The 26,188-nt window shown below is 40.9% G+C and carries 34 protein-coding genes; 5 read left to right on the top strand and 29 right to left on the bottom strand.

Annotated elements, in window-relative coordinates; all coding sequences use genetic code 11:
- Window positions 1–19 precede the first annotated feature (19 nt).
- Window positions 20–670 carry a methyltransferase domain-containing protein gene (locus tag R8P61_06100; protein ID MDW3646610.1) on the top strand — a complete coding sequence of 217 codons (651 nt, stop codon included), beginning with the start codon at window positions 20–22 and terminating at the stop codon, window positions 668–670.
- Here R8P61_06100 and R8P61_06095 read toward each other — a convergent pair.
- On the bottom strand, window positions 667–1,830 hold the full coding sequence (locus R8P61_06095; protein ID MDW3646609.1) for a serine hydrolase domain-containing protein: 1,164 nt from the start codon (window positions 1,828–1,830) through the stop codon (window positions 667–669). The two genes, R8P61_06100 and R8P61_06095, sit on opposite strands and share 4 nt — an antisense overlap.
- A 238-nt stretch (window positions 1,831–2,068) precedes the next feature.
- Between R8P61_06095 and R8P61_06090 the strand changes: the two genes are divergently transcribed.
- Window positions 2,069–2,476: a response regulator gene (locus R8P61_06090; protein ID MDW3646608.1), complete on the top strand. Its 408-nt coding sequence runs from the start codon at window positions 2,069–2,071 to the stop codon at window positions 2,474–2,476.
- Window positions 2,463–3,746 carry an ATP-binding protein gene (locus R8P61_06085; GenBank protein ID MDW3646607.1) on the top strand — a complete coding sequence of 428 codons (1,284 nt, stop codon included), beginning with the start codon at window positions 2,463–2,465 and terminating at the stop codon, window positions 3,744–3,746. Before R8P61_06090 ends, R8P61_06085 begins: the two co-directional genes overlap by 14 nt.
- A 51-nt stretch (window positions 3,747–3,797) precedes the next feature.
- Here R8P61_06085 and R8P61_06080 read toward each other — a convergent pair whose 3' ends face one another.
- The 7 genes from R8P61_06080 to R8P61_06050 are packed head-to-tail and all read right to left on the bottom strand — an operon-like array spanning window position 3,798 to window position 8,543.
- The gene (locus R8P61_06080; protein MDW3646606.1) at window positions 3,798–4,307 is read right to left on the bottom strand and encodes a hypothetical protein; all 510 of its coding nucleotides are present in this window, start codon (window positions 4,305–4,307) and stop codon (window positions 3,798–3,800) included.
- 57 nt (window positions 4,308–4,364) lie between these two features.
- A complete protein-coding gene (locus tag R8P61_06075) occupies window positions 4,365–4,856 on the bottom strand; it encodes a DUF695 domain-containing protein (protein ID MDW3646605.1) in 492 nt (163 codons plus the stop codon).
- Window positions 4,849–5,355, bottom strand: coding sequence for an NAD(P)H-dependent oxidoreductase (locus R8P61_06070; GenBank protein ID MDW3646604.1), 507 nt, complete (start codon window positions 5,353–5,355; stop codon window positions 4,849–4,851). Before R8P61_06070 ends, R8P61_06075 begins: the two co-directional genes overlap by 8 nt.
- Window positions 5,356–5,369: 14 nt before the next feature.
- The gene (locus tag R8P61_06065) at window positions 5,370–6,320 is read right to left on the bottom strand and encodes a tetratricopeptide repeat protein (GenBank protein ID MDW3646603.1); all 951 of its coding nucleotides are present in this window, start codon (window positions 6,318–6,320) and stop codon (window positions 5,370–5,372) included.
- A gap of 25 nt (window positions 6,321–6,345) precedes the next feature.
- The gene (locus R8P61_06060) at window positions 6,346–7,281 is read right to left on the bottom strand and encodes a tetratricopeptide repeat protein (GenBank protein MDW3646602.1); all 936 of its coding nucleotides are present in this window, start codon (window positions 7,279–7,281) and stop codon (window positions 6,346–6,348) included.
- Window positions 7,282–7,308: 27 nt separating this feature from the next.
- Window positions 7,309–7,773 carry a GNAT family N-acetyltransferase gene (locus R8P61_06055; GenBank protein MDW3646601.1) on the bottom strand — a complete coding sequence of 155 codons (465 nt, stop codon included), beginning with the start codon at window positions 7,771–7,773 and terminating at the stop codon, window positions 7,309–7,311.
- Window positions 7,774–7,790: 17 nt separating this feature from the next.
- Window positions 7,791–8,543, bottom strand: coding sequence for a suppressor of fused domain protein (locus tag R8P61_06050; protein MDW3646600.1), 753 nt, complete (start codon window positions 8,541–8,543; stop codon window positions 7,791–7,793).
- A 128-nt stretch (window positions 8,544–8,671) separates the two neighbouring features.
- On the opposite strand from R8P61_06050, the gene R8P61_06045 reads away from it, so the two are divergent.
- Both R8P61_06045 and R8P61_06040 read left to right on the top strand, forming a co-directional pair.
- Entirely contained in the window at window positions 8,672–9,304 is a 633-nt protein-coding gene (locus tag R8P61_06045; protein ID MDW3646599.1) for a Crp/Fnr family transcriptional regulator, read from the top strand.
- Between the two features lie 64 nt (window positions 9,305–9,368).
- Entirely contained in the window at window positions 9,369–9,578 is a 210-nt protein-coding gene (locus R8P61_06040) for a DUF2892 domain-containing protein (GenBank protein ID MDW3646598.1), read from the top strand.
- Between the two features lie 55 nt (window positions 9,579–9,633).
- Here the strand turns inward: R8P61_06040 and R8P61_06035 are convergent, their stop codons facing one another.
- The 21 genes from R8P61_06035 to R8P61_05935 form a co-directional block, all read right to left on the bottom strand.
- The gene (locus R8P61_06035) at window positions 9,634–10,410 is read right to left on the bottom strand and encodes an ADP-ribosylglycohydrolase family protein (protein MDW3646597.1); all 777 of its coding nucleotides are present in this window, start codon (window positions 10,408–10,410) and stop codon (window positions 9,634–9,636) included.
- Between the two features lie 78 nt (window positions 10,411–10,488).
- Window positions 10,489–11,010 carry a hypothetical protein gene (locus tag R8P61_06030; protein MDW3646596.1) on the bottom strand — a complete coding sequence of 174 codons (522 nt, stop codon included), beginning with the start codon at window positions 11,008–11,010 and terminating at the stop codon, window positions 10,489–10,491.
- Window positions 11,011–11,055: 45 nt separating this feature from the next.
- Window positions 11,056–11,571, bottom strand: a complete 516-nt coding sequence (locus R8P61_06025; GenBank protein ID MDW3646595.1) for a hypothetical protein — start codon at window positions 11,569–11,571, stop codon at window positions 11,056–11,058.
- Window positions 11,572–11,603: 32 nt separating this feature from the next.
- Window positions 11,604–12,398, bottom strand: coding sequence for a DUF4261 domain-containing protein (locus R8P61_06020; protein ID MDW3646594.1), 795 nt, complete (start codon window positions 12,396–12,398; stop codon window positions 11,604–11,606).
- Window positions 12,399–12,763: 365 nt separating this feature from the next.
- Window positions 12,764–14,182 carry a sodium:solute symporter family protein gene (locus tag R8P61_06015; protein MDW3646593.1) on the bottom strand — a complete coding sequence of 473 codons (1,419 nt, stop codon included), beginning with the start codon at window positions 14,180–14,182 and terminating at the stop codon, window positions 12,764–12,766.
- Window positions 14,179–14,388, bottom strand: coding sequence for a hypothetical protein (locus R8P61_06010; protein ID MDW3646592.1), 210 nt, complete (start codon window positions 14,386–14,388; stop codon window positions 14,179–14,181). Before R8P61_06010 ends, R8P61_06015 begins: the two co-directional genes overlap by 4 nt.
- Window positions 14,389–14,583: 195 nt before the next feature.
- Window positions 14,584–15,093, bottom strand: coding sequence for a hypothetical protein (locus R8P61_06005; GenBank protein MDW3646591.1), 510 nt, complete (start codon window positions 15,091–15,093; stop codon window positions 14,584–14,586).
- A gap of 38 nt (window positions 15,094–15,131) precedes the next feature.
- Window positions 15,132–15,617, bottom strand: coding sequence for an SRPBCC domain-containing protein (locus R8P61_06000; GenBank protein MDW3646590.1), 486 nt, complete (start codon window positions 15,615–15,617; stop codon window positions 15,132–15,134).
- Window positions 15,618–15,675: 58 nt separating this feature from the next.
- A complete protein-coding gene (locus R8P61_05995; protein ID MDW3646589.1) occupies window positions 15,676–16,257 on the bottom strand; it encodes a Crp/Fnr family transcriptional regulator in 582 nt (193 codons plus the stop codon).
- A gap of 15 nt (window positions 16,258–16,272) precedes the next feature.
- A complete protein-coding gene (locus R8P61_05990; GenBank protein MDW3646588.1) occupies window positions 16,273–16,986 on the bottom strand; it encodes a class I SAM-dependent methyltransferase in 714 nt (237 codons plus the stop codon).
- A 54-nt stretch (window positions 16,987–17,040) separates the two neighbouring features.
- Window positions 17,041–18,273, bottom strand: a complete 1,233-nt coding sequence (locus tag R8P61_05985; protein MDW3646587.1) for an adenylate/guanylate cyclase domain-containing protein — start codon at window positions 18,271–18,273, stop codon at window positions 17,041–17,043.
- A gap of 97 nt (window positions 18,274–18,370) precedes the next feature.
- Entirely contained in the window at window positions 18,371–19,018 is a 648-nt protein-coding gene (locus tag R8P61_05980) for a hypothetical protein (GenBank protein ID MDW3646586.1), read from the bottom strand.
- A 41-nt stretch (window positions 19,019–19,059) separates the two neighbouring features.
- Complete coding sequence (locus tag R8P61_05975; GenBank protein MDW3646585.1) at window positions 19,060–19,857, bottom strand: hypothetical protein; 798 nt, start codon at window positions 19,855–19,857, stop codon at window positions 19,060–19,062.
- 503 nt (window positions 19,858–20,360) lie between these two features.
- Window positions 20,361–20,948, bottom strand: a complete 588-nt coding sequence (locus R8P61_05970; GenBank protein ID MDW3646584.1) for a hypothetical protein — start codon at window positions 20,946–20,948, stop codon at window positions 20,361–20,363.
- Window positions 20,949–20,954: 6 nt separating this feature from the next.
- Window positions 20,955–21,389 carry a phage tail protein gene (locus R8P61_05965; GenBank protein MDW3646583.1) on the bottom strand — a complete coding sequence of 145 codons (435 nt, stop codon included), beginning with the start codon at window positions 21,387–21,389 and terminating at the stop codon, window positions 20,955–20,957.
- 15 nt (window positions 21,390–21,404) lie between these two features.
- Window positions 21,405–21,788, bottom strand: a complete 384-nt coding sequence (locus R8P61_05960; protein MDW3646582.1) for a hypothetical protein — start codon at window positions 21,786–21,788, stop codon at window positions 21,405–21,407.
- A gap of 56 nt (window positions 21,789–21,844) precedes the next feature.
- Entirely contained in the window at window positions 21,845–22,873 is a 1,029-nt protein-coding gene (locus R8P61_05955; protein ID MDW3646581.1) for an alpha/beta hydrolase, read from the bottom strand.
- Window positions 22,874–22,983: 110 nt separating this feature from the next.
- Window positions 22,984–23,274 (bottom strand): ankyrin repeat domain-containing protein, encoded by a 291-nt coding sequence (locus R8P61_05950; protein MDW3646580.1) that lies wholly within the window; start codon window positions 23,272–23,274, stop codon window positions 22,984–22,986.
- Window positions 23,275–23,297: 23 nt separating this feature from the next.
- Window positions 23,298–23,909, bottom strand: a complete 612-nt coding sequence (locus R8P61_05945; GenBank protein MDW3646579.1) for a MarR family transcriptional regulator — start codon at window positions 23,907–23,909, stop codon at window positions 23,298–23,300.
- Window positions 23,910–23,974: 65 nt separating this feature from the next.
- Window positions 23,975–24,706, bottom strand: coding sequence for a hypothetical protein (locus R8P61_05940; GenBank protein MDW3646578.1), 732 nt, complete (start codon window positions 24,704–24,706; stop codon window positions 23,975–23,977).
- Window positions 24,707–24,983: 277 nt separating this feature from the next.
- Window positions 24,984–26,177, bottom strand: coding sequence for a serine hydrolase domain-containing protein (locus R8P61_05935; protein MDW3646577.1), 1,194 nt, complete (start codon window positions 26,175–26,177; stop codon window positions 24,984–24,986).
- Between the last annotated feature and the right edge of the window lie 11 nt (window positions 26,178–26,188).

Raw genomic sequence — 26,188 nt, 5'->3', positions numbered from 1 at the left:
GCTCAATTTACTTTTTACCATGGCAAAAGCGCAGGCTGGCATTCCTCAGGACCTCCATCAAGTGGAGAGAATGCAAAAATACTATCAGTTCCATGCGAAAATCTATGATTTGACTCGTTGGTCCTTTCTGTTTGGCAGAGAGGCTATTATCAAACATGCCCTGGATGCTAATCCAGAATGTCGTTCGATTCTGGAAGTCGGATGTGGAACAGGACACAATCTTTCTTTATTGGCCCAGCATTTCACCAAAGCAAAAATTATCGGACTGGATGTATCTGCCCAAATGCTCGAAAAAGCTCGGGAGAATACAGAACCTTATCAGGCCCAGCTGGTTTTGGAGGAACAGGCCTATGAGCGTGGAAACTTTAGCTGGACGGGCAAACTGGATATGATTCTGTTCAGCTACTCCCTCTCTATGATCAATCCTTTCTGGAAAGAACTTCTGGAGCAAGCTCATAAAGATCTAAGACCTGGAGGAATCATTGCAGTAGTCGATTTCCATGATTCTCCTCTCGGCTGGTTCAAAAGTCATATGGGCAATAATCATGTGCGTATGGATGCTCACATTGTACCCGTATTGAAGGAGCTGTTTCAAACCGAATTTGAGGAAATATCAGGAGCTTATCTGGGCTTATGGAAGTACTTTAGATTTGTCGGAATAAAAGCCTAATCCTTCTTCTCAGAAATCGGATCTGCCATGATTTCCACCATCTTGCTTACCAACTGTTCAGCATCGAAGGGGGCATTTGCCTGACCAACATTTATGGACAAAAGTATTTCTTCTTTGGGATTGAAAATCAGAAGTGATCCATAGTATCCTCCATGTCCGTAAAAATCCATGCCTCCCAGTTCATAATGAAAGATCCCCATACCCGCTTCTTTGTCAAACTTTTGATTCTTCTCCAAGGAGATCATTTCCATAAGGGTAGATTTTTCCTTGAATAGTTTCAGGTCAAAAATTGCCTGGATAAAAATTCCCAAGTCTCGTGTACTTGAAATCAGCCCTCCCCCAGCCCATTCATAAGAGGTATTTACTTTTTGGGTTAGATTTATTCGGTTTAAATATGCATCAATCTGCTTCAAAGTCCCCCGGGGAGCTTCCAGGTACTCATGGTAAGTATTCTTCATAGCCAGGGGATCAAGAATACGTTTGCGGTAAGCCTCATGCAAGGGCATACCTTCTATTTGCTCAATGATAAAGCCCAGAAGCATATAGTTCATATCTGAGTAGTGATTGCCTTCACCTGGCTTAAAGAGTGCCTTTTTATGAAGTTTATACTTGAAGAATAAATCCACCACTTTTTTGGGGCTAAAGTGCCGCTTTTTATGTGTGAGAACACTTAAATTGAAACGTGTCTCTGCATCTGTGAAAATATCGGCAATGCCAGATCGGTGCTGCAATAACATCTCTATATCTATATCCGCTGCATAGGGACTTCCTTCGAAAAAATGAAAGTCATCATATCGAATTGAATCAACAGCCGAAAGATAGGTCGAAACTTTATCTTCCAACCGAAGCTTACCTTCCTCTTTCAACTGAAGAATAATGGTGGAAACAAAGGTTTTTGTAATACTTGCAATCCGAAACTGATAATCTTTCTCTATAGCATCTTCATTTCGACCTTTTATTCCAAGACCGAGATGAACTTCAAGCCCTTTTTTCCGATTCAAGGCATATACCATAAAATTGGGAACTGGTCTCTTGCCCTTCATGTTTAACTGGGCAGTCAGCAAATCCGTAAGGGCTTGTTCCGCTGGCTGAGCCTGTAAGTGTTTACAGCAAAACACGCACAGCAGAATGATCAATAGTAGGGTAGATGTTTTGTGCATACTCCTTTTCCAAAAAAGAACAAATATTTTCTGGATAGGTTGCAGCGAAAATGGCAAATTGCCAAAAACCACAAGTCGTAATTTTGGCGAAGGAGCTTTTTCCTCCTTTTTGAACAAGCCAGAATGTAAAAAATTAACTAAATTTTAATTTGAAGGCACAGCTGACGGACTTAATTTAGGGCATAGTCCTGGTTAAATACGCCCTCATAGAGTACTGTAATGCCTTTTAATATCAAACATGCATAAGTTTGACCTATTGGTTTTCATAGACGATGATCGTCCAAATAATGTTTTCCATGAACTCATAATGGAGGAGTCCGGGCTGGGGAAAGAAGCCAAGTCATTTCTGTCACCTCTAAAAGCCCTGGCATACTTTCAGGAATTGGAGGATCAAAATGAGATCTTTCCTGAAATTATTTTCCTGGACATAAATATGCCTCAAATGACAGGTTGGGAGTTTTTGGATCGATTTGAAGAGATGGAGTTGAAGAAATATCCCTGGATTGTGATCCTGAGTTCTTCTAATTATCATAAAGATAAAGCCTTAAGTGATGCACACCCTTTGGTACATTCCTACATAGAAAAACCCTTGAGCAAAGAAAATCTTCAGGCATTACTTATTGCTTTTCAGGATGCAAAGAAATAAAGTCTATTTTTTTGCTACCCTTGCCGCCATCGGCCTGATCCTTATGAATCAGGTCTTTATCCAGTATTGGTTATTCCAAAAACAGCAGGATGCCAGCATAATCAATTTGGCAGGTAGGCAAAGAATGTTAAGCCAAAGAATCCTTGCAGAGGCTTATGCTTTACAGCTTAAAGATTCAAGAAGTCCTATAAATATACGCGCCTATTATATAGAATGGGATAGTGCACATCAATTCCTTCTCGAAACCCAGAAAGAACAATTCTGGACCTGGACCGATAGAAAAATATATCAACAATTATCCTCTCTTAATCCATTTTTCAAAGAAGTCAATGCCTACATTCTTGAACTTGAGAAAGGAAATTCTCCTCCTATTCTGGACTTAAGGGCAAACCAGGATTCTTTCCTCGAATACATGGATAAAACCGTCCAAAGTCTGCAAATATCTTCGGATCGCAAACTAAATTTTGTGATCATTATGGAGATTGTTTTTGCCTGTATGTCATTAATTCTGATCTACTATGAAATAACCTATGTATTTAAGCGAATAGATACAGAATTGAGGAGTAAAAATCGGGAATTGCTGAGTAGTAATCGTATGCTGGAAGATTATGCCTACCTCGCAGCTCATGATCTCCGCTCTCCAGCCCAAAACATCATAAACTTTAGCAAGGTTCTCAAAAAGATGTTCAAGGAAAGGGAAGATGAAAAGGAAAAAGAGTATTTAGGATTTATCCTGGAATCAGCCATCCGGCTCAAAGATACTACCAATGATCTCCTGGAATTCTCGAGAATCAATAATGAAAACCTGCTAATAAGGACTCAGGATATCGAACAGATACTTTCAGATATTCAGATGGATCTTAAGAAAGAGATTGAAGAAAAGCAGGCGAAGATATCTATAGGGTCTATGCCGGCGGGTATTCAAGGAGACGCCAGCCTGCTCCGACTGCTCTTTCAGAACCTTCTATCCAATGCGATCAAATTCGTTCCTGCCGAAAAACAAGCTGAGGTTCAGATAAGCTATGAAAGCAAAGAAGAGAAACATCTTTTTATCGTAGAGGATAATGGAATTGGAATAAAGGAAGAAGATCAACAGACGATCTTCAAACTCTTTAAACGCCTTCACAATAAAGAAGACTTTGAGGGTACAGGAATTGGCCTGAGTTTATGTGAGAAAATCCTCGAAAAGCACCACGGAAGGATTTATGTAAAAAGCCAGGAAAATGAGGGCAGTCGATTTTTTGTAGAAATCCCCAAGAAGCTGGTTTAAAAGTCCTGAGCTTGCTCTCCTTTTCCACTTAGCCAATTCTTCTTCTTTTCCTTATTTGGTCTCTTTCCGCCTCAAAACCACTCTTTGCACATTATTGACGCTGTAATTGCTGATGTCTTTTACTTTTTCCTCCTGAACTTTTCCCGAAGTAACTTCAAAAATCAGCTCTTCTCCTCTCAACTCATAAGAAGCTGTTAATAATATCCCGCCCGTTTCAAACACACTGTACAATTTATCGCCAAAAAGATAATCATAAAGGACAATCCCATCTCCTTCATCTGTCAGGTATACCTGGTTCTTATCATCCTGTAATCTGAGGATATAGTCCTTGGTCATGGGAAACTTCTCAGAGATATATTTCGTTCGCCAAACCCATGCATTTTCCTCCTGCATTTTCTCCACCGTAAAAATGATTCCTACACTATCTCGAAGTTGTCCTTTAGAACTGATATACATAGTTCCTTCCCACAGGCCTTCGCACCTTTCAGGAAAACTTTGCTGCGCATTTACCCCCAGACAAAGCAAGAGGATACAAAACAGACTGAATACAGTTTTTTTCATAGGTAATCTGTAAAGTAGCTATAGACGAATAGGAAATCAGAATTCTGATATTTCGCTTCAGACTCCTAAGATAAGTTCTTTTAGTTGTCTATACTCTTTCCAATTTATATCCTCTTCTTCAAAAACTTCCAGCATTTTTCCATTGGGCAATTTTTGTTTGAGTTCAGTTAGTAATTTATAGCTTGCTGCTTCCTCTTTCACATAACATATCCATCTTTTTCTTTTAGTAGAATCAAATCCCCCAATAAAAATCCCCAGTTTTCTCTCTGCTAATTCTTTCAGGAAGAGCTCTTCGAATTGGCCAATTTTTTTCAATTCAGAGGAGCTAAGTCCTTCTGCATGATTATCAAGGATAAAGCTCCATTCGATTTCTAAACGAATGGGAAATTGAGTTTTCAATTGATCCAAATCGAGTTTATCCTTGAGCCTAAACTGAAAGACCTCCTCCCCATTTCCCAGATTTTTCTTCAGCCAGAAGGCTTCTTGTCCAAACAAGAATATGGGACCCATTAACAAAGCAAAAACTATAAGTTTGACAGTATTATACATCCTCAAAGGAATTCATAAATTGAATTAATTTTTCTTTTACGAGCTCCTCTATCTCTTCCTCCTCTATCCAGGCATGAAGCTGTCCCAGATATTGCATGCCTAGATAGCCAGCTGTGAGTTCAAATGGGAGAAAAAAACTTTCTATTTCATCCGGATCAGATCCACAACAAAAGGCCGCCATTGATTTCCCCCTGAGTTTTCGTCCCAGTTCTTTTTCTATCTTCAGACAATCAGTAAATCTGTCTACAAAGTTTTTCATGATCCCACTCATGCTATACCAATATATAGGCGTAGCGAATACGAGGAGATCATACCCTAGTAGCTTCCTCATCAAGGGGAGAAAATCATCTTCCCGATTTTTATGTTCATAATCATAGGGGGAAATCTCATAATTTTTGAGGTCAATGACATCAAACTTTCCCCGACTTTGCAGGAATTTTATAAGGCTATGCGTATTTCCTCCTGAACGGGAACTCCCCTGGATAATGACTTTCTTCATAGAGAAATCTAGGATTACTTTGATTCGTAATTATAGCAGTTGATGATAATGAGTCTTTGAACCTCCTGCCCATACATTTTACTAAAGCCCTGCTTTTCGGCTTCATACAAATCTTCGCAGGCTTTATCATTTTTACCCATTTCCAGATAAATATGTGCCCGGTTTCGATAGGCATAGGAGTTTCCAGGATAAAGTTTAAGGGACTTTTCAACATCTTTCATCGCGCCTTTCAAGTCTCCGGTATTCAGCCGACTAAAACTCCGATTGCTATAGGCAAGTGGACTATCTGGAGATAGTTCTACTCCTTTATCGAAATAAGTCAGGGCTTCCTCGTGTTTTTCCATCTTCTGAAGTTGATATCCCTTGTTGATATAAGCCGGAGCAAAATCCGGTTGAAGGTCAATTACTCTTTGCAGGTATTCCAGGGCATCATCGACTTTGCCTAAATTATCTGCTATGGCGCCCAGATTGTTCAGCACATGAATATTGGTCGAATCAAATTTATATGCAATCATATAATCTGCATAGGCCCCTTCATGATCCATTTTTCCTGATTTGGCTATGGCTCGACTGATCAAAAAGTAATTCTTTTTATCCGCATCAGCTGCCAATTTCATTGCTCTACTTAAATCCCTGATAGCATGATCAAATTGCAATATGGAGTAATAATAATAAGATCGACTTTCATAGAAATAAGGGTTTTTAGAAAAACGTCTGAGGCCATCTTCCAAATGTTCTTCTGCTCCTGTGATGTCCGAAGTCAAAATAAAATACTGGGTTCTAAAGCCAAAGGCGCGTATGTCATTCGGATCTTCCGCTATAAGGTCTTTGATTAATTCATCGGCTTTTTTGAAATTCCTCTGTCTTAATTCCAGAGCCACTTTGTCATAGGTATCTGTATCTTCCTGGCCAAATAAAAGAAGAGAGAAAAAGAGCAAAAGTATTGTGCTTATCAATCGGTGCATATTTATCTTTTATTTAAAAAAAATTCTATAAACAGTTTACAATAATCAACAATTTGAGTTCATCGCCATACTTGGTAGTGAAGCCCAGCTGCTCCGCCCGGTGCAAATCATCGCAAGCTTTTTCCTTCTTTTTCAATTCCAAATAGATCAAAGCCCGGTTCCTATAGGCGTAGGCATTGCCAGGATAAATCTCTAAAGATTTTTGGACATCTCTCATCGCTCCTTTCAAATCCCCCAATTTCATTTTGCTATAACTCCTGTTATTAAAGCCCAGGGGATCATTGGGCTTAAGCTCCAGGACTTTATCAAAGTACTTGATGGCCTCTTCATGTTTCCCAATCGTTTGATATCGAAATCCTATATTTCCATAAGCCGGAGCAAAATCAGGACGGATTTCAATTACTTTTTCCAGATAAAAAAAGGTCTCGTCTTCTCGTCCAATTTCATCTACAAGTGCCCCGAGATTGGTGAGAGTTACAATGTTTGTAGAATCAAAAGCATAGGAGATCATGAGATCTTCATAGGCTCCGTGAAAGTCCCGTTTCTCTATTTTTGCTACCCCTCGATTTGTCAGGTAATGGTTCCGAAGTGTATCTGTTGATGCCAGTTCCATGGCTCGATCCAGGTCCCGGATTGCATGATCAAATTCAAGGATTTTTTTATAGAAATTTGCTCTTTCATTAAAAAAACCAGGGTTTCGGGGAAATTTGGCAAGCCCTGCTTCGTAATGGGCTCTTGCCGATCTTATGTCTGATTGCCCTATGAAAATTTCCCCTTTCAGCAAATATGCCTGGAAATCTTTAGGGTTTTTGTCCAGGAGTTGATCTACTTTGAGCTGGGCTTTTTTAAAGTTATTCTTGCTGATATCCGCCCAAATCTCCTCATAGCTGTTTTTTTTACTTTGAGCTATTAAAAGGCTGGTCAGGAACAAGAGAAAAATTGTGTTTATCGATCTGTGCATAGTGTATGTCAAATAATCGCTTTATTTCTAAAAGACTTTTTCAAATACGATACGGTCTATTCCTTCGCCCGAATAATCAGAAAATACCAGAATTCCATTTTCCATTCGGTCTCCCAGACATTTCATCCCCATTTTTTCTGTGTGGAATTTAATCGATGCTCGATTGCCTGCTGAGGTGATAGCCTTGAGTGATTTTTTCCCGGCTAATCTGGCTTTTTCAATCAGATGATTGTACAATTTTTGTCCCAAGCCCTGAGCTTGATGCGCTCCTCTTACGGCTGCAAGATGAATATACAATTCTTCTCCCAACTGAGAATAGAAGCCCAGGGCATAGGCCAGAATTTTCTCTTTTTCTTCTATCACTGCTGAGGTATCCCCAAATTGATGAACAAAAATAGGGTGATGCATCTCCCGGGTTCTGGTATGTCCCCAAAAATCTTCAATTTCAGCTTTTATTTGATCTAAATCCCTGATTGTACACGTCCTGATCATGTTGCATAACATTGGAATTACCAGAGGCCCAGAAATCCTTTCTTTTTGCAGGTATTTACTCGAGTAGGATTCAGAATCCCAGATACCTCATATTTGTCAAACTTCCTCACAAGGGCATCCGTTCCTTTCTTCAACTTAAACTCCATTTCTTCTTTATAAATAGGATACAAGCCATAAAAACGTATGGTCTTTCCCTCATGAATCTTAAGCTCAAAAAAGTCTACGGGCAAGTCTATAGCAGGGAGTAGCAGCATACATCCCATTTCAGTATTAGGAGCAAAGGCTTCTGCATGCTCTCCATTGGGCACTGAATGTCCCCAGCCCATATAGGTCTCATATTCATGCGGAAAGCGAGCGATACTTTTTAACCATCCGATAGGCCAGTAATTCAACTCATCTTCAAAGGCCTCATCCATCGTTTTACCTACTCCTCCTTCAATTCCCCAATCTGCAGGAAGCAAAATCAAAACCTCTGCAAAAGCCTGATCTTCCAGGCCTTCGGGTACGTGCATGGGAATATCACTCATACCCGAAGTTATAAAGGCATGATAGGGTCTCTCCTTAGTCGCTTTCACCCAATGAACATCAATATGTACCAGGTGAGATAAAATCTCATGAAAGACCGATTCTATGGGACCGATATGCTTTTCTATATGATCACTGATGGCCTGGATATTGGCCTCATCGCCATGGGCAGGAACAAAGCCTTCTTCTTTGGCTTCGTGTCTAAAGACGGGACTCCCTGATTCACTCTTTTCTTCCTCACTCATTTTATGTGTTGTTATGGTTGTGGATACCTATCAAATATACGGAATCTGGGGCTAGGCCAGAAGGAGATTTGTTAAAAATGTAACTGGGGTTACCAATAATTTCACAGATTTTCCCAAACTTAAAAATCATGAAAAGCTTTCTAAAAGCCCATATTCCTTTTATAGAAGCCGAATTATTGGAGGAATGGGAGGATATTTTAAAGGTTTCGACTTTTACTGATGGACAAACCATCCTGACAGAAGGAGGAGGAGTTGCGGGTATTCCTATTGTTGTTTCGGGTAGGATAAAGGTGTTTCGGAGAAAGGAAGACAAAGAGCTTTTGCTCTACTATATCCGATCTGGCGAAAGTTGCGCCATGTCTTTTCAGGCTTGCATATCTCAGAAAAATAGCCAGGTTTATGCTGTTTCAGAAGGAGAAACGGAAGCATTGTTGATTCCCACTGAAAAATTGAAGAGCTGGATGCGCAAGTATCCCAGTATCAATGCCTATATGTTCAATATTTACAACCTCCGCTATACAGATCTCTTAGAGTCCCTGGATCATATTCTCTTTGGCAATATGGAAGGACGGCTTCTACATTATTTAGCCAAAAAAGTTAAAGGTACTGAGAAGCCTGTGATTCAATTGAGTCATCAGGAAATCGCCTATGAAATGGGCACCGCCAGAGAGGTGATCTCTCGTATCCTCAAAAAGCTGGAATTGGAGGGAAAGATCATCTTATCGAGAAAAAGCATCGAGTTGTGTGACTATAATCACTGACAAGCTCCTGGCTACTGCTTTATTTAGGGATACTAAATCATATCTAACCCTAAAGAAAAAGCAAATGAAAAAGAACATGGGAAATATGGACCGCATCATTCGTTCACTCATCGTACTGGCGGTTGCGGGACTGTACTTTACAAATGTAATCGGCGGAACCCTCGCCATCATTTTGGGAGTTGTAGCCGGTATATTCCTGCTTACCAGTGCGGTGAGCTTCTGTCCTCTCTATGCAATCTTTGGCATTAGTTCCTGTAAAGTGAACAATGCTTGAAAATATCTATTGTGTTGCTAATGTAATATGTAGGATCACTTCTTCTGAAGTGGTCCTACTTCCTTACAGGATAGGCTTTGTGAAAAGCTCTTATCGTATCTATAAAAGACTGTGGTAAGTAGGCATACACTTTTTCCCGAAATTCTTCTGAGGGGAGCCCATAATGAGCCTCTGCTATAGCTGCTGCCATACAGGCTATGGTATCACTGTCTCCCCCAATACTTATGGCTGTTCGTATAGCATCTTCAAAATTTTCGGATTCAGAAAAAGCAATGATTGCCTCAGGTACAGATCCCTGGCAACTTACATCAAAACTATAAGTAGGACGAATGCTCTCTATGCTCCGCTCCAGCTCATAGGGAAAATATTGATTGACGATCTTTTTGATTTGAGCTTTGGTTCTCCCCTGCCTTGCCATCGCAATAGCCATGGTAATCGCCTGAGCTCCTTTTATGCCTTCCGGATGATTATGAGTAACCGCTGCACTTTTCTTTGCTTCTTCCAGGGCTTTCTTCCAATTGTCCCAGGCCCAGGCGATGGGACTCACCCGCATAGCTGAACCATTTCCCCAGGAATTGTAAGGACCTTTGATAATACCTGCCATCCATTTCTTGAAGGTTCCCCCATATCCCGCAAATGGATACTTAAGGGCATATGTACGGATATTCTCCGCATAATCTTTTTCTCCAAGGATAGCATCGGCAATGGCTACCGTCAAAACCGTATCATCAGTAAAACTGCAATCCTTGTGAAATAACTGAAAGTCTTTGGTTTTGATGTTGTTCTTTTCGAAACGTGATCCGATAACATCACCTGCGATGGCTCCAAACATACTAGTGATTAAGAAATGTGATTATTTTTATTTGTGTTAAATATACGCAAATATATCACAATTGTTTGTTTCACAAAATCAAACGAGCTGTTTGAGAAGTTTTTGAGAACGCCCTTTTACTGATTTCCTTTCATCCAAAGCCAGTCTTTCCAAATGAGGAATCATCCATTTTCGTAAGCTTTCATCCTTTTTGGCCCATTTGGCGAGGGTAGCCATTGTTGTATTCAGCACAATCCAATCCTGATGATGGGCGAGATTCTTTTGCATGATTTTTTGAGCCATCAGGTATTGCTCATCATTCAGATCCCGGGAAAGGCTATCGAAAAGGCTGGCCAGGGTCCATTGGGTGGAAGCCTGATCTATTTCAGCGATTTCACTTAGAAAGCGATTGATATAAGGCAACAACAAATCCTTCCTTACTTTGACCACTCGCTTCATGGCATTTGAAACCCGAAGCCTTACGACTTCATCTTCGCTGAAATAGCAGTTGAAGAGTTCATCAAACCGACTTCCTTCTGCAAGAACTTCTTCGACTACTTCAAGTGTATTTCCCAAAGAGTTGGGATGTCCGCCTTTCAGTCTATCTTCAAAATGCTGCATATCACCTACTGAAATTTATGATAGGATAAATAAGAAATATCAGAATTATATCCGTTCATATAGCTTTTCAAACTCATACACCTCTTTAAAAAAGGTTCTCATTTTTTTGGAATAGCGTTTAAAATGCAGGAGACAACTTAAATATAAGCAGGCAAGTGAAAGTATAGGGATCAATAAGACCAGGAAGTCAATCTGGGCTCTTTGCCCTTCTTCCAATAAAAAGAAAATCAGAAAAAAGCCCAGCAAGGCAGCGAAAAGTGAAATACATGCGGCTATTCCCAATGGAAATACCATACTTACCTCTATTTCTGTATATCGCTTATTCCCCCAGAAAAAACCTTCGAGGACAGGCTTAAAGAAGTTGTCTTTCAATTCTATGGGGCTGATGGAGAAAGTATCTCCCAGGATAAAGCCTTCGTATTTCTTTTCTCTACCCGGAGGGGCTACATCACCGATTTCTACTTTTTCTCGGGATTGGAGGTTTCGGGACAAATGCGAAATCACATCGCGTTTATCCATATTGCTCAGCATGATAAACTGCCGAAAGGGTAATAATTTCATGGTTAACCTTATGTTTGGATCAAGAGCTTTCGTCAATAGTCAATTAAAACTACCTTTTTTCCTTTTGCCACTGTAGACTTCTTGATGCGAATGGGCAGTTTTTGTGTTTTAGTGTACCCAAGGGTCGCTTTATTCCTAAACACAACCTCTTCCGTAAGCACATAATGGGAGGTATTGTAGAACAAAACATAGATATCGCCCAGGGATTTCTCAGATTCCAGAATTTCCATTTCGCGATAGCCAAAATTTTCCAGTCCTACCGTAAATCCGGCATTGCCCTTCTTGGTCTCAGCGATCCCAAAAAACAACCAATTACCCACAGGCAAACTGCGGGCTTTTATGCGATTGGATTCATTCAGGAATTCTCCTTTCGAACGGACCAATTGGGCTCGCGCAATATACACGCCGATGGCTTCGGTGAGTTTCAGACTGGAGGCAACCAGTTTATTGAGCAATAACTCTCTTTCAATCAGGGAACTCTTTTGAGATATGACGGTAATGATCAGGTGAGATTTATGTTTCTTCATTTCGACACTTGCCTCGTCCCAGGTAGGAGAATATTGACAAGGGCCTTCTATTTCCTGCCAGGGGATCGCAAAATCCATCAGCATAAAGCCAATGGTTTCTCCCTGAAGATTAAAAGCCAGACTTTTATCTGAACCTTCAATATCCGTACTGTCAATTTCAAGGCCCCAATCTTCCTGTAGCAGGAGTGCCAGTTTCCCTTTATCCGGAATTGCGGATTTCTCCAGGGCTACCATATTGATCAGGCTAGCCATTGAACATAGAGGAAGGAAGAAACAAAGAACTATGATGGTTTTTTTCATGCAATTGCATTTTGCAGCTCAATTTCTGAGTGCTTTTAAATAAAAGGCTTTACTACCCTAAAACCCGAATAATTCTACTAAATATCCTTATTATTCATTCGGGAATTAGGCTTCTTTTTGACAAAATGAAACATCAGGCATCCAAAATGGCGAAATCGTAATAGTCCTGCCAATCATTTTTAAGGTCGTACATTATTAGCATAGATCACTCCAAATCGAAAACAACCTGATGCACTGGTCCTAAAGAGCCCATCGGAACATGTGCCGGCAGCTGCGCTTGACTTTGGACTCTACGATATTTAACTCCAGCTTTTCTAAAAATGCTAGAAAAACAGCCCAAATCATATAAAGACCTCCCTTTAAGCTTAGGTTTTACCAAAAGAAGCCCCAAGGGCGCTGATGCCAAAACTAACAACAATCAACAACATGAAAGGCTCAAATCCTCCTGCCCAACTATGAGGAATCCAGGAGTAATAAAAGCCAAAGAGTCCTGACAATGCAATGGCAATTCCAAGTATGGGAAAAAGGGGTTTCTCAATCCGGTAGCGACTACAGAACAAGGCTGTAGGAAATAACACAGCCAAACCAGAAAAGGCCATCTTCCCCATATCGAAAATGGTATCAAAGGGATTAAAAGCAATCAATAAGCCTATTAGGGCAAATATTCCCACCAAAACTCTTCCAGTAAAGACCTCTTGTTTGAAGTCCAAGGGAGTTTTACGGAAAGGGAGATAAAAATCTCGGGTGACCATCGTACTGATCGCCAACAATTGCGAATCCAGGGTTGACATAAAGGCTGCCACGGCTCCTGTCATAACCAGAGCTCCAAACCATTCGTTGCTATATTCCTTAAGCATCATCGGCAATATTTGATCTACAGCCTTACCTTCAAGTCCCGGAAAGTCAACATGCCCCCAAACCCCTATCATCACCGGCAAAATTGAAATCAATACCGGAATCAATGCATATAAGATCGCTGATGTTTTGAGCGTGGGTAGGTCTTTGGCGATATAAAAGCGCATGAATAATTGCGGGAACATCGGAATACAAAAGGGCCAAAAAAGCAGGAAACTGATCCACTTCTTCCAAGTATAATGTCCATTTGCACCCGAAGGAGAGAAGAGGTCAGGTATCAAACTTGAAGCCATTTCATTGGCTTTGGTCATTCCCCCCAGTTCTCGACTGATCAGGATTACTGCCAAACTCATAAAGAGGATCACTATCAGCCCCTGTTTCAAATCTGTTTTGGCGACACTTTGCATCCCTCCCAGGATTACATACACAATAGTCAGGATGGTCAGGAGAATGATGGCAAGCTGATAAGAAATTTCTCCTCCTGTCAGGTTTTCCAGAATGTAACCTCCTCCAACGATTTGCAGCGATAGATAAGGCAAGGTAAATACGACCATGACTCCTGAAAAGAGCATAGCCAGCGCCCTTGATCCCGTTTGCCCGTATATCATTTCTGCCGGGGTTATGTATCCATGTTCTTTACCCAGTTTCCAGGCTTTGGTACCAATAAGGAGGAAAGGAACAGCCGCCAAAGCCGTTCCGGTGGCCATAATAATATAATGGGTATATCCAATCTTATAGCCTTCTGCAGCAAAACCCAAAAAGTAAAAGGCGCTGAAATTGGTAGCCAGGATGGTAAAAAATAAGCCCAGGGTTTTGAGGTTCCGGTTTGCCAGGAAATAAGACTCGGGTGTTGACTCCTGTTTGCCGACCCCAATGAGACTTCCCCAAAAGGTAATCGCGATATAAGCGATCAGGATAAAATAGATCATGAATTATCCTTTAGGTAGTGCTTGCTAAAAAGAAAGAGGAAAGCGATGAGCAATAGGTGTACGCCCATGAGAAACCACAGCCAGGGAGGAAATCCCAGAAAAGACAGATCCAGGCTCCAGTCTTGCCAAATGGGCAAGCTTTCCAATACAAGAATGAAGAGAAATAAAAGCGCCCAAATCCAGGCCTTTTGTAGTAGTGAGTTCATGGAGTAAAAATAGAGAAAATCTGGGGATTGGGTGTTTGGGTGTTTGGGTGTTTGGGTGTTAAGCTATCTGTGTCATTCAGAGCGGAGTCGAGAAATCTCCATCAGGTGCTTGTAACATCCATCAGAAATATAGAAAGAAATGAGGGGAAGGCTTAGGTCCTTCGCTGGGGCTCAAAATGACAGTATTTGTTAGATTTATTCTCCCAGAACTTTCTCTGCCAATTTCTTTGCAAAGCCTTTATCTCGATAATAGATATTGATCAATATTCCATTCACCCCTATCCATAAGATGAGAAAAAAGATAAATACGAAAGTCAGGCGATAAGAAGAAGCAGTAATCAAGCCTAAAAAGACATTTAGAAACAGAATAAGTTTCCATTCAAAAGGCTGTCTAAGCAAGTATCGCATGGCAGCTTTAGAAGATTTGGGATTCCCTAAACTTTGCTCCACTTGTTCTACCAATTCATCAAGGCTATAGTTTTTCTGCTTATCCGCCAGTCTGAAGCAGACTCCAAACTCCAATTGGATGGCCTCCATAAAGCGATTGTAAAGCGCGAGGCCTCGAAAGCTGTTTCTGATACTTCCTTGTTTGATCTTTTTGGCAAAAAGAAAGTCCAGAAAATATTCCTCTTCAAAAGACAGATTGGGATTCTGTCTATGCTGCTGAAATATTTTCAGGACCTTTTCCTTTATCGCCGATTTCATCTGTTAAAAATAGTTGCTGAAAGTCGGGAAGGCAATTTTCAGGAAGAAAGCATGGCTTCTGCTCGTTTCTTTAATGCCTGATTCATGGCTTCAAAACCCGCGCGAGTTTCTCCCATCAGTTTCTTCTTGAGAAAAGGTACCAAAAGCCCTTTGAAATATTCTCCATGTATAAAACTGGTACTTCCATCCCCATTGTCTTCCAGAATAAAGTAGTGCCGACCATCTACTATTCCGGGCATAAGAAAACGACCAATCCACTCCAGTTTTTTACGGGGATCAAAGGCCAGAATTTTGGGTTTGAATTTCATATCCGTAATCTCGACCCGGATTTTTTCACCAAGCGATACTTCTCCTTCAAGCTTTTTGATGAAAGGGTTCCACGCGGGATAGGCGTCAAAGTCTGTCAGGATTTGCCATACTACTTCAGGAGAAGCTTCAATGCGGATGGTGGTTTTTAATTCAAGTGCCATGAGAGTTGAGGAAATTAAGGTGATGATACTAAGGATTGAGAGTTGTTTAAACATCTATGTTTCTTGTTTTTACAAATCTCGTTAGTACTCCTATTCCTTGTCTTGATCTATATCAAGAATTTTTCTCCAGGCTTTGTGCCTTCCTGATTCGGCTCAGGGTTTCGGGCGTCATCCCCAACATAGAGGCCAGATAGTGCAAAGGGGTTTCATTGAAAAGGTCCTGTTTCTTCTCGAACAATTGGAGATATCTTTGCTCGGCGCTCATGGAGAGGAAAGAATAGACACGATCCTCCAGGGTCAGGAAACACTTGGCGAGAAATAGCTTTTCCAATTGATCCCATTGAGGGATAATTTTGCCGATCTCATCGTATTTTTCTTTACTGATGCTATAGAGTTCACAATCCGTAAGGGCCTGAATATTCCAACGAGAAGGTGTCTTAAAGACCATGCTTGCCAGATCCGTAACAAATTCCCCCTGAGAGGAAATCCATTGGGTGATATCTTTATCCTCCTTATAGGCAAATACACGGAGATGTCCCGACCGTATAAAACTCAATTTCTGGCATTGCGTATCAATTCGGGTGAAATATTCCCCTTTTTTCAAAGCTGTCTCCCTGAACAACTCTGCCAGAGCAGTCATATGCGTGTCTTGAATTCCAAAATAGGAATGAATATAAGCTTCTAGTTCGGTCATTTACAGTCTTTCGCTTTAGGATTTCTCCGCAATAATCCCACTTGCACAGCCAAAGAAATAGCTTACATAAGTTACGCGAAATCCTGCTTGCCTGAAAATAGGTTCCAGGTCTTTGGCATTTTCAAATTTCTCGGTGTAGACACCCAGCATTTTATACGTTTCCGGACTCCCCAGAAACATCCAGCCCAGAATAGGAATGATTTGTTTGAGGTAAAACATATAAAATATCCTTAGGAGCCTATTGGGTGGAATGGACACTTCTATCAGCGAAAGTTTGCCTCCTGGCTTGAGGAGTCGAAACATCTCTTTCGCCAAAATTTCCAACTGTTCTGGATTAAAGGTTTTTATTCCAAATCCTGATACAATAAAATCTGCCTCCCCATCCGGAAAACTGTTTTCAAATACATTTTCTTTTAAAATCCGTATCTGATGATCCTTGAATTTTTGTTTTCGTTTGTGTGCTCTGGCCAGCATATTGGTAGAGATATCCAGGGCATGCAATTCCCCTTCGGCTCCGGTGTTTTCCAGAATTTGACTCCAACATTCTCCCATACCCGTCATCAGGTCATAAACTTTGGCGCCCTTTTCTATGGCTAAGACTTTTACACATTGCTTTCTCCAACGTTCACTGAAACCAAAAGAAGTGATATAATTCATCCGAGCGTAGGAATCGCTCATCTGGTCAAAGAGTTTCTCGACGAAACCAGGTTCATAGATTTCTTCCTGCATGCAGGCAAGTTAGGTATAGACCTTCATTTTTCTTTTCGAATTCAGCTTGTAGAATTACTTGCTGGGAGTTGCTGATTTAGCACTAGACAGATCAAAGATTTTGAAGACCTGCTTATAGCCTTTGATCTTGACACGTAAATTTCCTTCTGCCTCTATCTTATCCTGCACATTTTCATAGGTTCGTTCAGATACAAGGGTTTGCCCTCCTACGGTAAAGGACTCTATTCTGGCAGCCAGATTCACGGTATCTCCGATTACCCCATATTTCATCCGTTGACTGGAGCCAATATTGCCGGCTATTAAGTTCCCAGAATTGATCCCTATTCCCATTTCCAAATGCTGGTAACCTTTGGCTTTCAATTTTTCATTTACACGCTCCAGGCCATCATGCATAGCTTTGGCACACATCACGGCACTGTAACAAGGATTATCTCTATAATGTGGAACTCCAAAGACAACCAATATCCCATCGCCCAAAATTTCATTGATAAAACCTCCATGTTGCTGGATAATATCAATCATTTCTTCCAAATACATATTGAGGATTTCTACGGTCCGTTGAGCGCCATAACGTTTAGCCATAGGGGTAAATCCTCTCAAATCACTCATCATTACCGTGGCTTCTCGCTCTTCCCCTCCTAGTTCCAGGTTTTTTTCATTGCTGAGAATCGAGGAAAGAAGTTCCTGACTCATATATCTCCCAAAGATTTGCTGAAAAAATTGATTGTGATTGTCAAGCTCCTTATTGATCCGCAAGGTTTCATTTCGACTCTGAACCAATTGTAGCTGGATTTCTCCTAATTGCAACAATTGCAATTGCTGCTCTAGCATAAAGCCCAAATCCATGAACATCTCCAGTTCTGCTTTTGTAAGAACTCGAGGCTGATGATCTGCTATGCATAAGGTTCCGATTTTAAATCCATCCGGACTTGTCAAGGGATAGCCTGCATAGAATCGAATAAAGGGATCATTGACGACCAGGGGATTGTCATGAAAGCGATCGTCTGCATGAGTATCAGGAATGATGAGCGGGGCGTCCTGAAGGATGGCATGGCCGCAGAAGGAAGTCGTTCGATCTGATGAAACGAAATTCAATCCGCAGGAAGCATGGATCAATTGATGATTCTTATCAACGGTCGCGACATAGGCTATAGGAACTTTCAAACAGCTTGAAGCCAGATTGACCATTTTGTCAAAACGATCTTCTTTGCTCTGCTCTTTTAAATTTAGGGCATAAAGAGCAGCCAATCGGTCAACCTCATTATCCGGAATAGTGGGTGCAATCATTTCATAATACTTAGAACGCAATATCTTCTGAGGATGAGCCTAAAATAAAGGAATTCCTAAAAACCTACTTGTCCCTTCAAAGACATGTACCAGATGATTATCGAGCTTTCACTTCGTCAATGTAGCTTTTGATGTTACTTAAGCTTCGAAAAGGGTAATCAACAATATTTTCAGGTGTTTGGGCAGCATCAAGATAGTCGATATCCTCTACACAGGATTTTTCGCCCAATATCACATCCAACATGATAAAGCTTCCATTTATAAAGATATTTCTATCTTCTTCTCTGTAATCCGGATAGCACACTTTTAGCCCTATGGCCTGTGGATTATCAGGGTTTTTCAAGGGTATAAACAGGATTTTTTCAGGATCAAAGGAGTAGCCTCCATATTCGGTAGTAAAGCCTGTACCCATAGGTGGTTTAAATGCAATCACTTCCCAGGACTCAAAAGATGGCGCTTTTCCCACCAGGAGTTCTACCGAAGGGAATGCCTCAATATTGCCTTCAGCCGTAATAATAAGCTCTACTTTTTGGTCGTCAGGATGCCCTCCCATTTCGAAGTATAAATTCTCATCATACTTGTGAAGTTCTTCCAGAAACTCATTGAGCATACGGTCTTTTTCTTCTACAGATACTGAGGTAATAAAGAGAAATTGTTGCTGATTCTTTGCGAACCATTTCCAAAACCGTTCTGCTTTATCTTCAGGGCTTTTAGGGCCTTTCGAAAAAATATGTTTGAGATTCATGTTCTGTTAGGAATAAGATTAAGGGTAAAAAAGCCTAGCCTTTATTTCTTATTTTTTCTGCGTTTTTTATTACCCGGTCTTTTGCGGAAACCGTATTTCTGATCAAAGCCATGTTGCTGAATTTTATCCTGATCGCTCATTTTGGTTTCGATATTCTCTGTATTTCCCAGTACCCCATTTATGTATTGGTAAATGTCCTGAAAACAGCTGTAAGGATCTTTTATACGAAAAAATTCAAGCCTGCGTAAACAAGGATTTAGCAGGATATTCACTACATCTTTCCCTCTGCGAAAGTGATTATAGCCCCAAACTTCCTCCAAAGCCGAAAAATCATAGGGCATATCAGGTAACATAAAAAGAGGAACCTGGAAATAGTGGAAGAGATCGTCTACTTCAATATCGTAGCGACTCTCATAGCTGTAGGCATGATCAAGTCCCAGTTTCTTCCCATTCCCCCAATAATTCAAATAATGACCATCATAGGGATAGTCATCGATGACCGTCTGGAAATAGGCTTCCGCATCTTCAGGCTTATAGAAATGATGCAGTTTCTTTGCCTTATTGCCTTCGAAATGTACAAACTGAAATATGGGATAAAGTTTCCCGCAATAGCCCAGGGTTAATTCACGAAAGAAAAGAATGGATTGATGCTCAGGACCTCTTTCTTTACTAAACAATGCAGCTTCTCCCAGATTTTTCAACTGGGATATTTTGTGGTAATGAGTGTCCGTATTGTGGACCAGACTTTTATCCTCCTTCCTTACATACACACAACTTTGGTCCTGACCACTTGCCTGGACACTGTCATAATAGTCATGAAATTTTGATACGATTCTCATGCTAACATATAGCTTTCCAGGTCCCAAAGCAGGACCTGATTTAGGTTTACCAGCATTATGTATGAATGTTGAGTATAAAAGAGGTGTCGTGTCTGGTTACGCTGATCTGAAATAAAGATACAAAAATTCAGGAGATAAGTTAAAAGAAAAGGATTCCCCATAAAGGGGAATCCCGGGAAATAACAATTAGCTTAAAATTATGCTATTGATGAACCTTAGCCAATTTTTTTGATACGAAATGATCTCGTGCTGTTTTTATTTTCCGGCATAAGGATGCAGGAATAAATTCCCTCCAATCGCGATGAACGTGCATAGAAAAAACAGGGCTTTGGGTATTATTCATTTTCATACTAAGAATAATAATCTATTTCATTGTGCTTCGCGTCTAGCCATATAATTGCTACATCCTCTTAGTCGGGAATCATGAAGGCAAATCAACAGTAAGCAAAAATTATTAGGGAAAACTCCCCTTAGGAATAGTGGATCAAACAGAGAATAAATACCTAAACCGGGATTTTTGGAGAGGCTTTGGTGAATAAATTTGGGAGGCCCAAAAACTTTCTTTCCCAATCTAAATCGGGCTCCACTTGTACATCAATATCCTGAAAGCTTTTCCGAAAAGCCGGCAGATCCTGTATTTGAGCTTTAGGGAAAATCAGGGAATGCCCGCTTTTTAATCTGAGGAAAAAGTTTTGTTGAATTTCGATCAGATATTCCAGTTCAGAGAGGTCGATTTTTCCTTCCCCGCTTTTATCTTTCATAAAAAGGAAGGCCTCATGTAAAGCTACCTCGGTCGGGAATCCGATACGATTTTGATAGTTTTCCTGGATAAAGTTTTTGTAATGATCCTTATAGTGTTTTTTAACATAAAGGGGGTAGAAAAGGACCGTAATAAATCCAAATAAAATAGCAAAGGGGCCAAGGGGGAAGGCCGTATCTGTAAGATAAAGGATAACTCCTATGAGTGAAAAAATAAAAGAAATCAACTTCCAGGCCCTCTGTTCTTTTTTTCGGATGCGCTGGGAATTGGATGCGAGGTATAATTGATGTTGGAGAAAATCTTCTTCAGAAAGGGTGTAGCTAAGCTTCATTTTTAATTAATCATTCTGAACAGTCATCCCTTCATGGCTTATCACCAATTCTTCTATAGCAAAGTTGGCATTCATCGCATCAAGATCTCCATATGCAACTTCCCTGGGAAATGCATTTTTCACCTTCCATACCACCACAGGTACGTGACTTTCATTTAAAAGACTAATGGTGATATCACGTCTTTCAATAGTGTTCAGAGCAACGGTATTCATCCAATCAAAAAACTCATTATCTCCTTGACAAATTCCTCTTTTCAGAGTGATATCTGAATATTTTGTAGCGATAGGCATTTTGATATTGGAGTATTCAGGACTTGCCCCCCCTCGATATTCAACTACTTCATGAGTAATCCGCAAACCAGATATTTTTTGAAAGCTAATCGATGTTCCACCCCAATCCACTTGAAAGTGCGAGCCTGCCATTGGATAATTACGTGCCATATCTTAAGTATTAAATTATTCAATATTTCCCAGATACCCCATATCCTTATAAATGCTAAGGTTATGATATATCGTCTTGCTAAATCTTTTTCTTCCTTCATTTCTCCATTCCAGGCCCAACCTGATTTTCTCTGCTCCTTTACGGGCAAAATAGCCATGAGCTACATCAATAAATACGCGTATCTCCTTGCGTGGTGCAAGGAAATCCAAAGCATCAAAAATGTTTAAGTCTGAAATTACGACGCGCCCCTGCACTCCAACAATCTTCCTGTCAAATTTAACCCGGACATTGCGCGCTACCAGGTCAGAGTTATTGATAATGACAAAGTAAAGCAGGCCTTTTTCATAAAGGACATCGACGATAACGTCGGGTTGAGTTGTGCCTAAGCTCTTTGCCATGATATTTTCAAGATAGGAATAATTCCCTTAACCTGAATATATGAGCATAAATTACTTTACTCCCTGCAAATGCGTATCAGGTAATCAGAGAGGGATTCCCTTCCCGGATCAGCAAATGGTCCGTAGGTAACATAACTTAGGAGGCCTATCGAATTGCCTTTGCGAAGGAGTTCGCGAGCGTGATAGGGATGATGAAGAAGCTGTCCCAAATCTATGGGTGTATCCAGAGGCTGTAGCGTATTACTCACCCAAAATTCCGGATCATCTGCCGTCATCCAAGCCAGCATATCTACTTCTTCCCGGTAAGCCTGGGTTTCCGGAGACTCAAAATCGGCGAAATCGCTAATCCCATAAAAAGAATTAAATCTTTGCTCCAATTCCTGGTCGAAATTCACGAGGGGCTCCAATTGCAGATCATAATCTGAAAAAACATGGGTTTCCCAGCTTTTGAGGTCATAGCTTGCCTGGGTTTCTGTTACAGCAGCTCCCAAAACACGAGTAGATTCTCGTAAAACAGGATCATCGCTTCCTGTTTCCTTCATGTCATCATGAAAGCTAAGCCATAAAGCTGTACCTGCGCCCGCAGAATTCCCTGTCAGGGCAATTTTTTCTTTGTCAATATTGAGGCTAGCTGCAATCGATCTGATATACTGAAGGCATCTTCGACTATCCCCCAGGGGTTTCAAGACCCCCTCCTGATCTCTGTCATCTAACAATCGATAATTGATCGTTGCAAAGGCGATACCCGCATCAATGTACTTTCTGATTTCTTCAGGCAAATTTCTGGCTGCATTTGCAGAGGCTGCATTGTAGACGATATCTTTATCTCCTCCCGTAAAGCCTCCTCCATGGATAAATACGATCAGAGGAGTAGGTCCTGATACCTTAGGCAAAAAAATGTCGAAGGTGTTTTCAGGGAAAGCTCCGTAGGAAAGATCCGCAGCATAGTTGGCATCAAGGTTTTCGAATATAGCTGGTAATGTGTCAAAGCTGATTTCAGCTGTGGGGACCTCTTCTTCACAAGACAGTAGACCCAACATCAGGCAAATGACCAGGAAGCAGGAGAGCAAATATTGTATTTTCATATTGTAGGTGTTCAAAGATGCCGGGGATTAAAGATAAATATTTTTGGACGCATTCATTCATCCAAATTTTATCCCCTACTATACTTCAAACTATCCCAGGAGAATTAGGTTTAAGGAAGATAGTCAGTAACTAATTTGACGGCTTCCTTATTTTTCAAAAATTTTGCAAGTGCCAGGGGAGTATGTGGCCCAAAAGCCTCTTTAATCGTGGGATCGGCTCCATTGTCGAGTAAATATTTGGCGCAATCCAGATGACCAAAACGGATGCTCTCAATCAAAGGAGTAGTCAAAAACTCCGGATGCTGGTAATTGGGATCGGCTCCCATTTTGATGTGATAGGTCAGCAGATCCAAATCGCCCTTTTCTGCTGCTAACAACATTTCTTTCCAATCTCCGCCCATAGAAGAAAATTTAGTCTGTTTATTTATTCTGCTTTAAATAATTCATGTTCAGCACAATCAATCCGAAGGTCTGTGTCAGCCAAATCGAGGCTAAGCAATTGACAATAATGTCCTTCTGCTTTTTTGCTATAAAACCTGCAACTCTGGCAATTGCGCTGTACACTGAGAATTCCTTGTTGATTGAGTTTTTGGATCAACTCACTGATTTGGCCAAAAAGGCTTTCCTGGACCGTTTCTTCCATCATTTCTACTCCCTCATAGATTGAATGTGCAAATCCTTCTGTCTGACCCACAATTTTTTTCCCCTCCTCACTTAAAAGAATGAAGTAAGCTCTTTTATCTACCGCTGATGCTTCTTTTTTAATCAGGCCTTTTTTAGCCAGTACCCGGATTGCATCACTAATTGTAGGTTTGGTCAGGTTAAATTCCTGTGCCAGGTGGCTGACATTACAGAGTTTCTGTTCGTGGTGAGCGATAAATATCAACAACTGTATTTGTATAGGACTAAGTCCCAGTTTTTTCGCCCGCTCCCAAATCAGAACTCGAAAAGCTTCTGCAATTCTCTCCAAACCAGCAACAATCTTGGCTGCTGTATTTTTCTCTTGAAAGCGTATATCAAAACTGCTTTTGCTCATATCCATGAATTGCCTGCCTGGAAATCCAGACAGGCAAGTTACACATCCTTCGGTAGAGGTAAAACCTATTCTTGGTTCTCGACTTTATAAGGCAAAGACAAATCACCACTCGCTACTCCATATACCTCATAAACTCCCAACATGGGTTTATCTGCCTTACTGGTATTGACTTGCATATAACAACTAACCGCATCAAAGCTGAAATCTGTTTTCCCATTCATTCGATACTCAGGCACTACAACTCGTATGGTATTGCCCTGAGTCCGTACCGGAAAGCCAGGAGAATCCATGTACATAGGCATACCTGGATTGGTGGGTGGCAGCACAACGGCATCATTGGCCTTGTCAAATTGCTTGACAGAGAGACCGCCTGCTACTCGATCATCCTGGGTCAACACGACCCAATGTGGATGCCAGATAATGCCGTCATTGTCAAAAACACGATCCGCATTTTCATCCCATAATGGGGTATCATCAAAATCAGGATGTGAAGTCAATGCCAATGCTACTATTCCTTCCGTTTCCCCAAATCCAACATCCGTAGACTTCAAAGAAGTGGGGAAAACATAGCCTAAAACAGGAGCTCCATCCAATTGCCCGACTGGCGTAGGTGTGGTTTCCCCTGCCCTTCCTTCTACCTCTATTTCCCAGACTGTCAAGCCCAAATCGGCTTTGTGGATGATACGGGTGGACCTGATCTGAAAATCCTCATTTTTATACGCAGGGCAATCGGGACAGGCTGCTGCCGTGCAAGCAGTGGCCAGAAATAAACTAATGATAATACAGTATTTCTTCATTTGATTTAAATTTTATGTTAGGATTCCTAACTTTTAATGATTAAAAGAAATGCTTCCTTCTTGAAAGCACGCACCAAATATAGTAAGGATTCCTAACTATACAAATTCTAATTGTTTTCCTAAAAGAAGCATGTCATCCCGGCCTTATTAAAAGTGCCGGGATCTCTAGTAAAGGGGAAGTAGCTAGAGGTCCCGGACATCTGGTAGATTCCGGGATGACAGTTTGAGTATGCGTTTGTCCTGGCTTTGCAGTCAAACTTGATACGTGAATTTGCACTTATTCCTGATCATAGGGAATGTAAAATTCCCATTCCCATGGCGTATAAGTATCTCCTATCGTCAGTTCCAACAATTCCTTAAATGTACTCTCTCCCCGATCGCTATTGGACATGAGTATAATCCCTATGCCCTTCTCCGGAAACATAATGCTATAATGCTGAAAGCCATCGCTATGCCCTTCTTTAAAGGCTCCTATGCCATGTGGGCTCTGTAAAAGGCCCCAGCCGATTCCATAGCCCAGCTCAATATTATCATGCCTGCCTGAATCTATCCAGGATTGGGGACCAAATTGTTTCTCAGAGTGAATTTTAATACTTGGAGTAAACATGAGCTCTACCCGAGTATCATCTGCCTTGTACAATTGAAGGATATGTTCAAAGAATTTGGCATAGTCTTCAGGAGTTGTTTCCATAGAACCTGCAGCCCCTGCTTCATCTTCTTTATCTTTGGGATAGGTACTGCCATCTGATTTATGCCCCAAGCAGAATTTCCCTTCAAAACGCTCCTGCCAGAGATAACTGCTCATGCTCATATTCAGGGGATTGAATACCTTTTCCTGGGCAATTTCTTCCAAGCCTTTGCCTGTAATCTTTTCGATCACAAATTGCAGGAGATGTATGCCTTCCCCCGAATAACTATATCTGCTTCCGGGATCAAAAAGGAGTTGAATTTTTCCTTCACGGTCAAACTCTCCTTCCTTGCTAATCCATCTCCAATTGGGAAAACCTGTACTGTGATTCATGCACATACGGGCTGTGATTTTTTCATACCGCAAATCGCCTTTTAGGTTTGCATATCCTTTCCAGTCTTTCTCAAAAGGGATATCCGGAAAGGCCTGTCCTACATAGGATTGTAAAGGTTTGTCCAAATCCAGAACTCCATTCACCACCAAATCAGCCACTATGTATCCAAAAACAGCCTTACTGAAGGAAGCTCCATAAAAACCATGTTGATTAGTCAGGCGATCCCCTTTTTCCAAATCTGCAAAACCAAAGGCTTGTTCATAGACACGTTGATGATTATTGAAAATTTGAACAGAAAGGCCTGCGACCTCTGCCTTCTCCAGGATCTTTTGAATTTGCAAACTAAGTTCCCGGGAATTATGCTGCCGTTTAGTAAGGGTCTGAATCATATCTGTCGGTTCACAACTAAGAATCATGAGGCATAGGATGAGGCAGTAGTGTTTTTTCATCTTCGCTATTT

This window comes from Bacteroidia bacterium (assembly GCA_033391075.1).
Lineage (GTDB): Bacteria > Bacteroidota > Bacteroidia > J057 > J057 > JAWPMV01.
Note: the sequence above shows the minus strand (reverse complement) of the source record. Positions and strands in the feature narration are given on the sequence as shown.

What these genes read in the sequence shown, in the direction of transcription:
- R8P61_06085 (MDW3646607.1), top strand. Translation starts at nt 2,463, where the DNA reads ATGCAAAGAAATAAAGTCTATTTTTTTGCTACCCTTGCCGCCATCGGC.
- R8P61_06000 (MDW3646590.1), bottom strand. Translation starts at nt 15,617, where the DNA reads ATGTTTAAACAACTCTCAATCCTTAGTATCATCACCTTAATTTCCTCA.
- R8P61_05935 (MDW3646577.1), bottom strand. Translation starts at nt 26,177, where the DNA reads ATGAAAAAACACTACTGCCTCATCCTATGCCTCATGATTCTTAGTTGT.
- R8P61_06070 (MDW3646604.1), bottom strand. Translation starts at nt 5,355, where the DNA reads ATGAAGAAAGTCATTATCCAGGGGAGTTCCCGTTCAGGAGGAAATACG.
- R8P61_06045 (MDW3646599.1), top strand. Translation starts at nt 8,672, where the DNA reads ATGAAAAGCTTTCTAAAAGCCCATATTCCTTTTATAGAAGCCGAATTA.
- R8P61_05955 (MDW3646581.1), bottom strand. Translation starts at nt 22,873, where the DNA reads ATGAAAATACAATATTTGCTCTCCTGCTTCCTGGTCATTTGCCTGATG.
- R8P61_05995 (MDW3646589.1), bottom strand. Translation starts at nt 16,257, where the DNA reads ATGACCGAACTAGAAGCTTATATTCATTCCTATTTTGGAATTCAAGAC.
- R8P61_06080 (MDW3646606.1), bottom strand. Translation starts at nt 4,307, where the DNA reads ATGAAAAAAACTGTATTCAGTCTGTTTTGTATCCTCTTGCTTTGTCTG.
- R8P61_06050 (MDW3646600.1), bottom strand. Translation starts at nt 8,543, where the DNA reads ATGAGTGAGGAAGAAAAGAGTGAATCAGGGAGTCCCGTCTTTAGACAC.
- R8P61_05940 (MDW3646578.1), bottom strand. Translation starts at nt 24,706, where the DNA reads ATGAAGAAATACTGTATTATCATTAGTTTATTTCTGGCCACTGCTTGC.
- R8P61_06015 (MDW3646593.1), bottom strand. Translation starts at nt 14,182, where the DNA reads ATGATCTATTTTATCCTGATCGCTTATATCGCGATTACCTTTTGGGGA.
- R8P61_05950 (MDW3646580.1), bottom strand. Translation starts at nt 23,274, where the DNA reads ATGGGCGGAGATTGGAAAGAAATGTTGTTAGCAGCAGAAAAGGGCGAT.
- R8P61_06060 (MDW3646602.1), bottom strand. Translation starts at nt 7,281, where the DNA reads ATGCACAGATCGATAAACACAATTTTTCTCTTGTTCCTGACCAGCCTT.
- R8P61_06065 (MDW3646603.1), bottom strand. Translation starts at nt 6,320, where the DNA reads ATGCACCGATTGATAAGCACAATACTTTTGCTCTTTTTCTCTCTTCTT.
- R8P61_06100 (MDW3646610.1), top strand. Translation starts at nt 20, where the DNA reads ATGGCAAAAGCGCAGGCTGGCATTCCTCAGGACCTCCATCAAGTGGAG.
- R8P61_05980 (MDW3646586.1), bottom strand. Translation starts at nt 19,018, where the DNA reads ATGAATCTCAAACATATTTTTTCGAAAGGCCCTAAAAGCCCTGAAGAT.
- R8P61_06030 (MDW3646596.1), bottom strand. Translation starts at nt 11,010, where the DNA reads ATGCAGCATTTTGAAGATAGACTGAAAGGCGGACATCCCAACTCTTTG.
- R8P61_05975 (MDW3646585.1), bottom strand. Translation starts at nt 19,857, where the DNA reads ATGAGAATCGTATCAAAATTTCATGACTATTATGACAGTGTCCAGGCA.
- R8P61_06020 (MDW3646594.1), bottom strand. Translation starts at nt 12,398, where the DNA reads ATGAAAAAAACCATCATAGTTCTTTGTTTCTTCCTTCCTCTATGTTCA.
- R8P61_06090 (MDW3646608.1), top strand. Translation starts at nt 2,069, where the DNA reads ATGCATAAGTTTGACCTATTGGTTTTCATAGACGATGATCGTCCAAAT.
- R8P61_05970 (MDW3646584.1), bottom strand. Translation starts at nt 20,948, where the DNA reads ATGAAGCTTAGCTACACCCTTTCTGAAGAAGATTTTCTCCAACATCAA.
- R8P61_05965 (MDW3646583.1), bottom strand. Translation starts at nt 21,389, where the DNA reads ATGGCACGTAATTATCCAATGGCAGGCTCGCACTTTCAAGTGGATTGG.
- R8P61_06075 (MDW3646605.1), bottom strand. Translation starts at nt 4,856, where the DNA reads ATGTATAATACTGTCAAACTTATAGTTTTTGCTTTGTTAATGGGTCCC.
- R8P61_05960 (MDW3646582.1), bottom strand. Translation starts at nt 21,788, where the DNA reads ATGGCAAAGAGCTTAGGCACAACTCAACCCGACGTTATCGTCGATGTC.
- R8P61_05945 (MDW3646579.1), bottom strand. Translation starts at nt 23,909, where the DNA reads ATGAGCAAAAGCAGTTTTGATATACGCTTTCAAGAGAAAAATACAGCA.
- R8P61_06010 (MDW3646592.1), bottom strand. Translation starts at nt 14,388, where the DNA reads ATGAACTCACTACTACAAAAGGCCTGGATTTGGGCGCTTTTATTTCTC.
- R8P61_06035 (MDW3646597.1), bottom strand. Translation starts at nt 10,410, where the DNA reads ATGTTTGGAGCCATCGCAGGTGATGTTATCGGATCACGTTTCGAAAAG.
- R8P61_06025 (MDW3646595.1), bottom strand. Translation starts at nt 11,571, where the DNA reads ATGAAATTATTACCCTTTCGGCAGTTTATCATGCTGAGCAATATGGAT.
- R8P61_06095 (MDW3646609.1), bottom strand. Translation starts at nt 1,830, where the DNA reads ATGCACAAAACATCTACCCTACTATTGATCATTCTGCTGTGCGTGTTT.
- R8P61_05985 (MDW3646587.1), bottom strand. Translation starts at nt 18,273, where the DNA reads ATGATTGCACCCACTATTCCGGATAATGAGGTTGACCGATTGGCTGCT.
- R8P61_05990 (MDW3646588.1), bottom strand. Translation starts at nt 16,986, where the DNA reads ATGCAGGAAGAAATCTATGAACCTGGTTTCGTCGAGAAACTCTTTGAC.
- R8P61_06005 (MDW3646591.1), bottom strand. Translation starts at nt 15,093, where the DNA reads ATGAAATCGGCGATAAAGGAAAAGGTCCTGAAAATATTTCAGCAGCAT.
- R8P61_06040 (MDW3646598.1), top strand. Translation starts at nt 9,369, where the DNA reads ATGAAAAAGAACATGGGAAATATGGACCGCATCATTCGTTCACTCATC.
- R8P61_06055 (MDW3646601.1), bottom strand. Translation starts at nt 7,773, where the DNA reads ATGATCAGGACGTGTACAATCAGGGATTTAGATCAAATAAAAGCTGAA.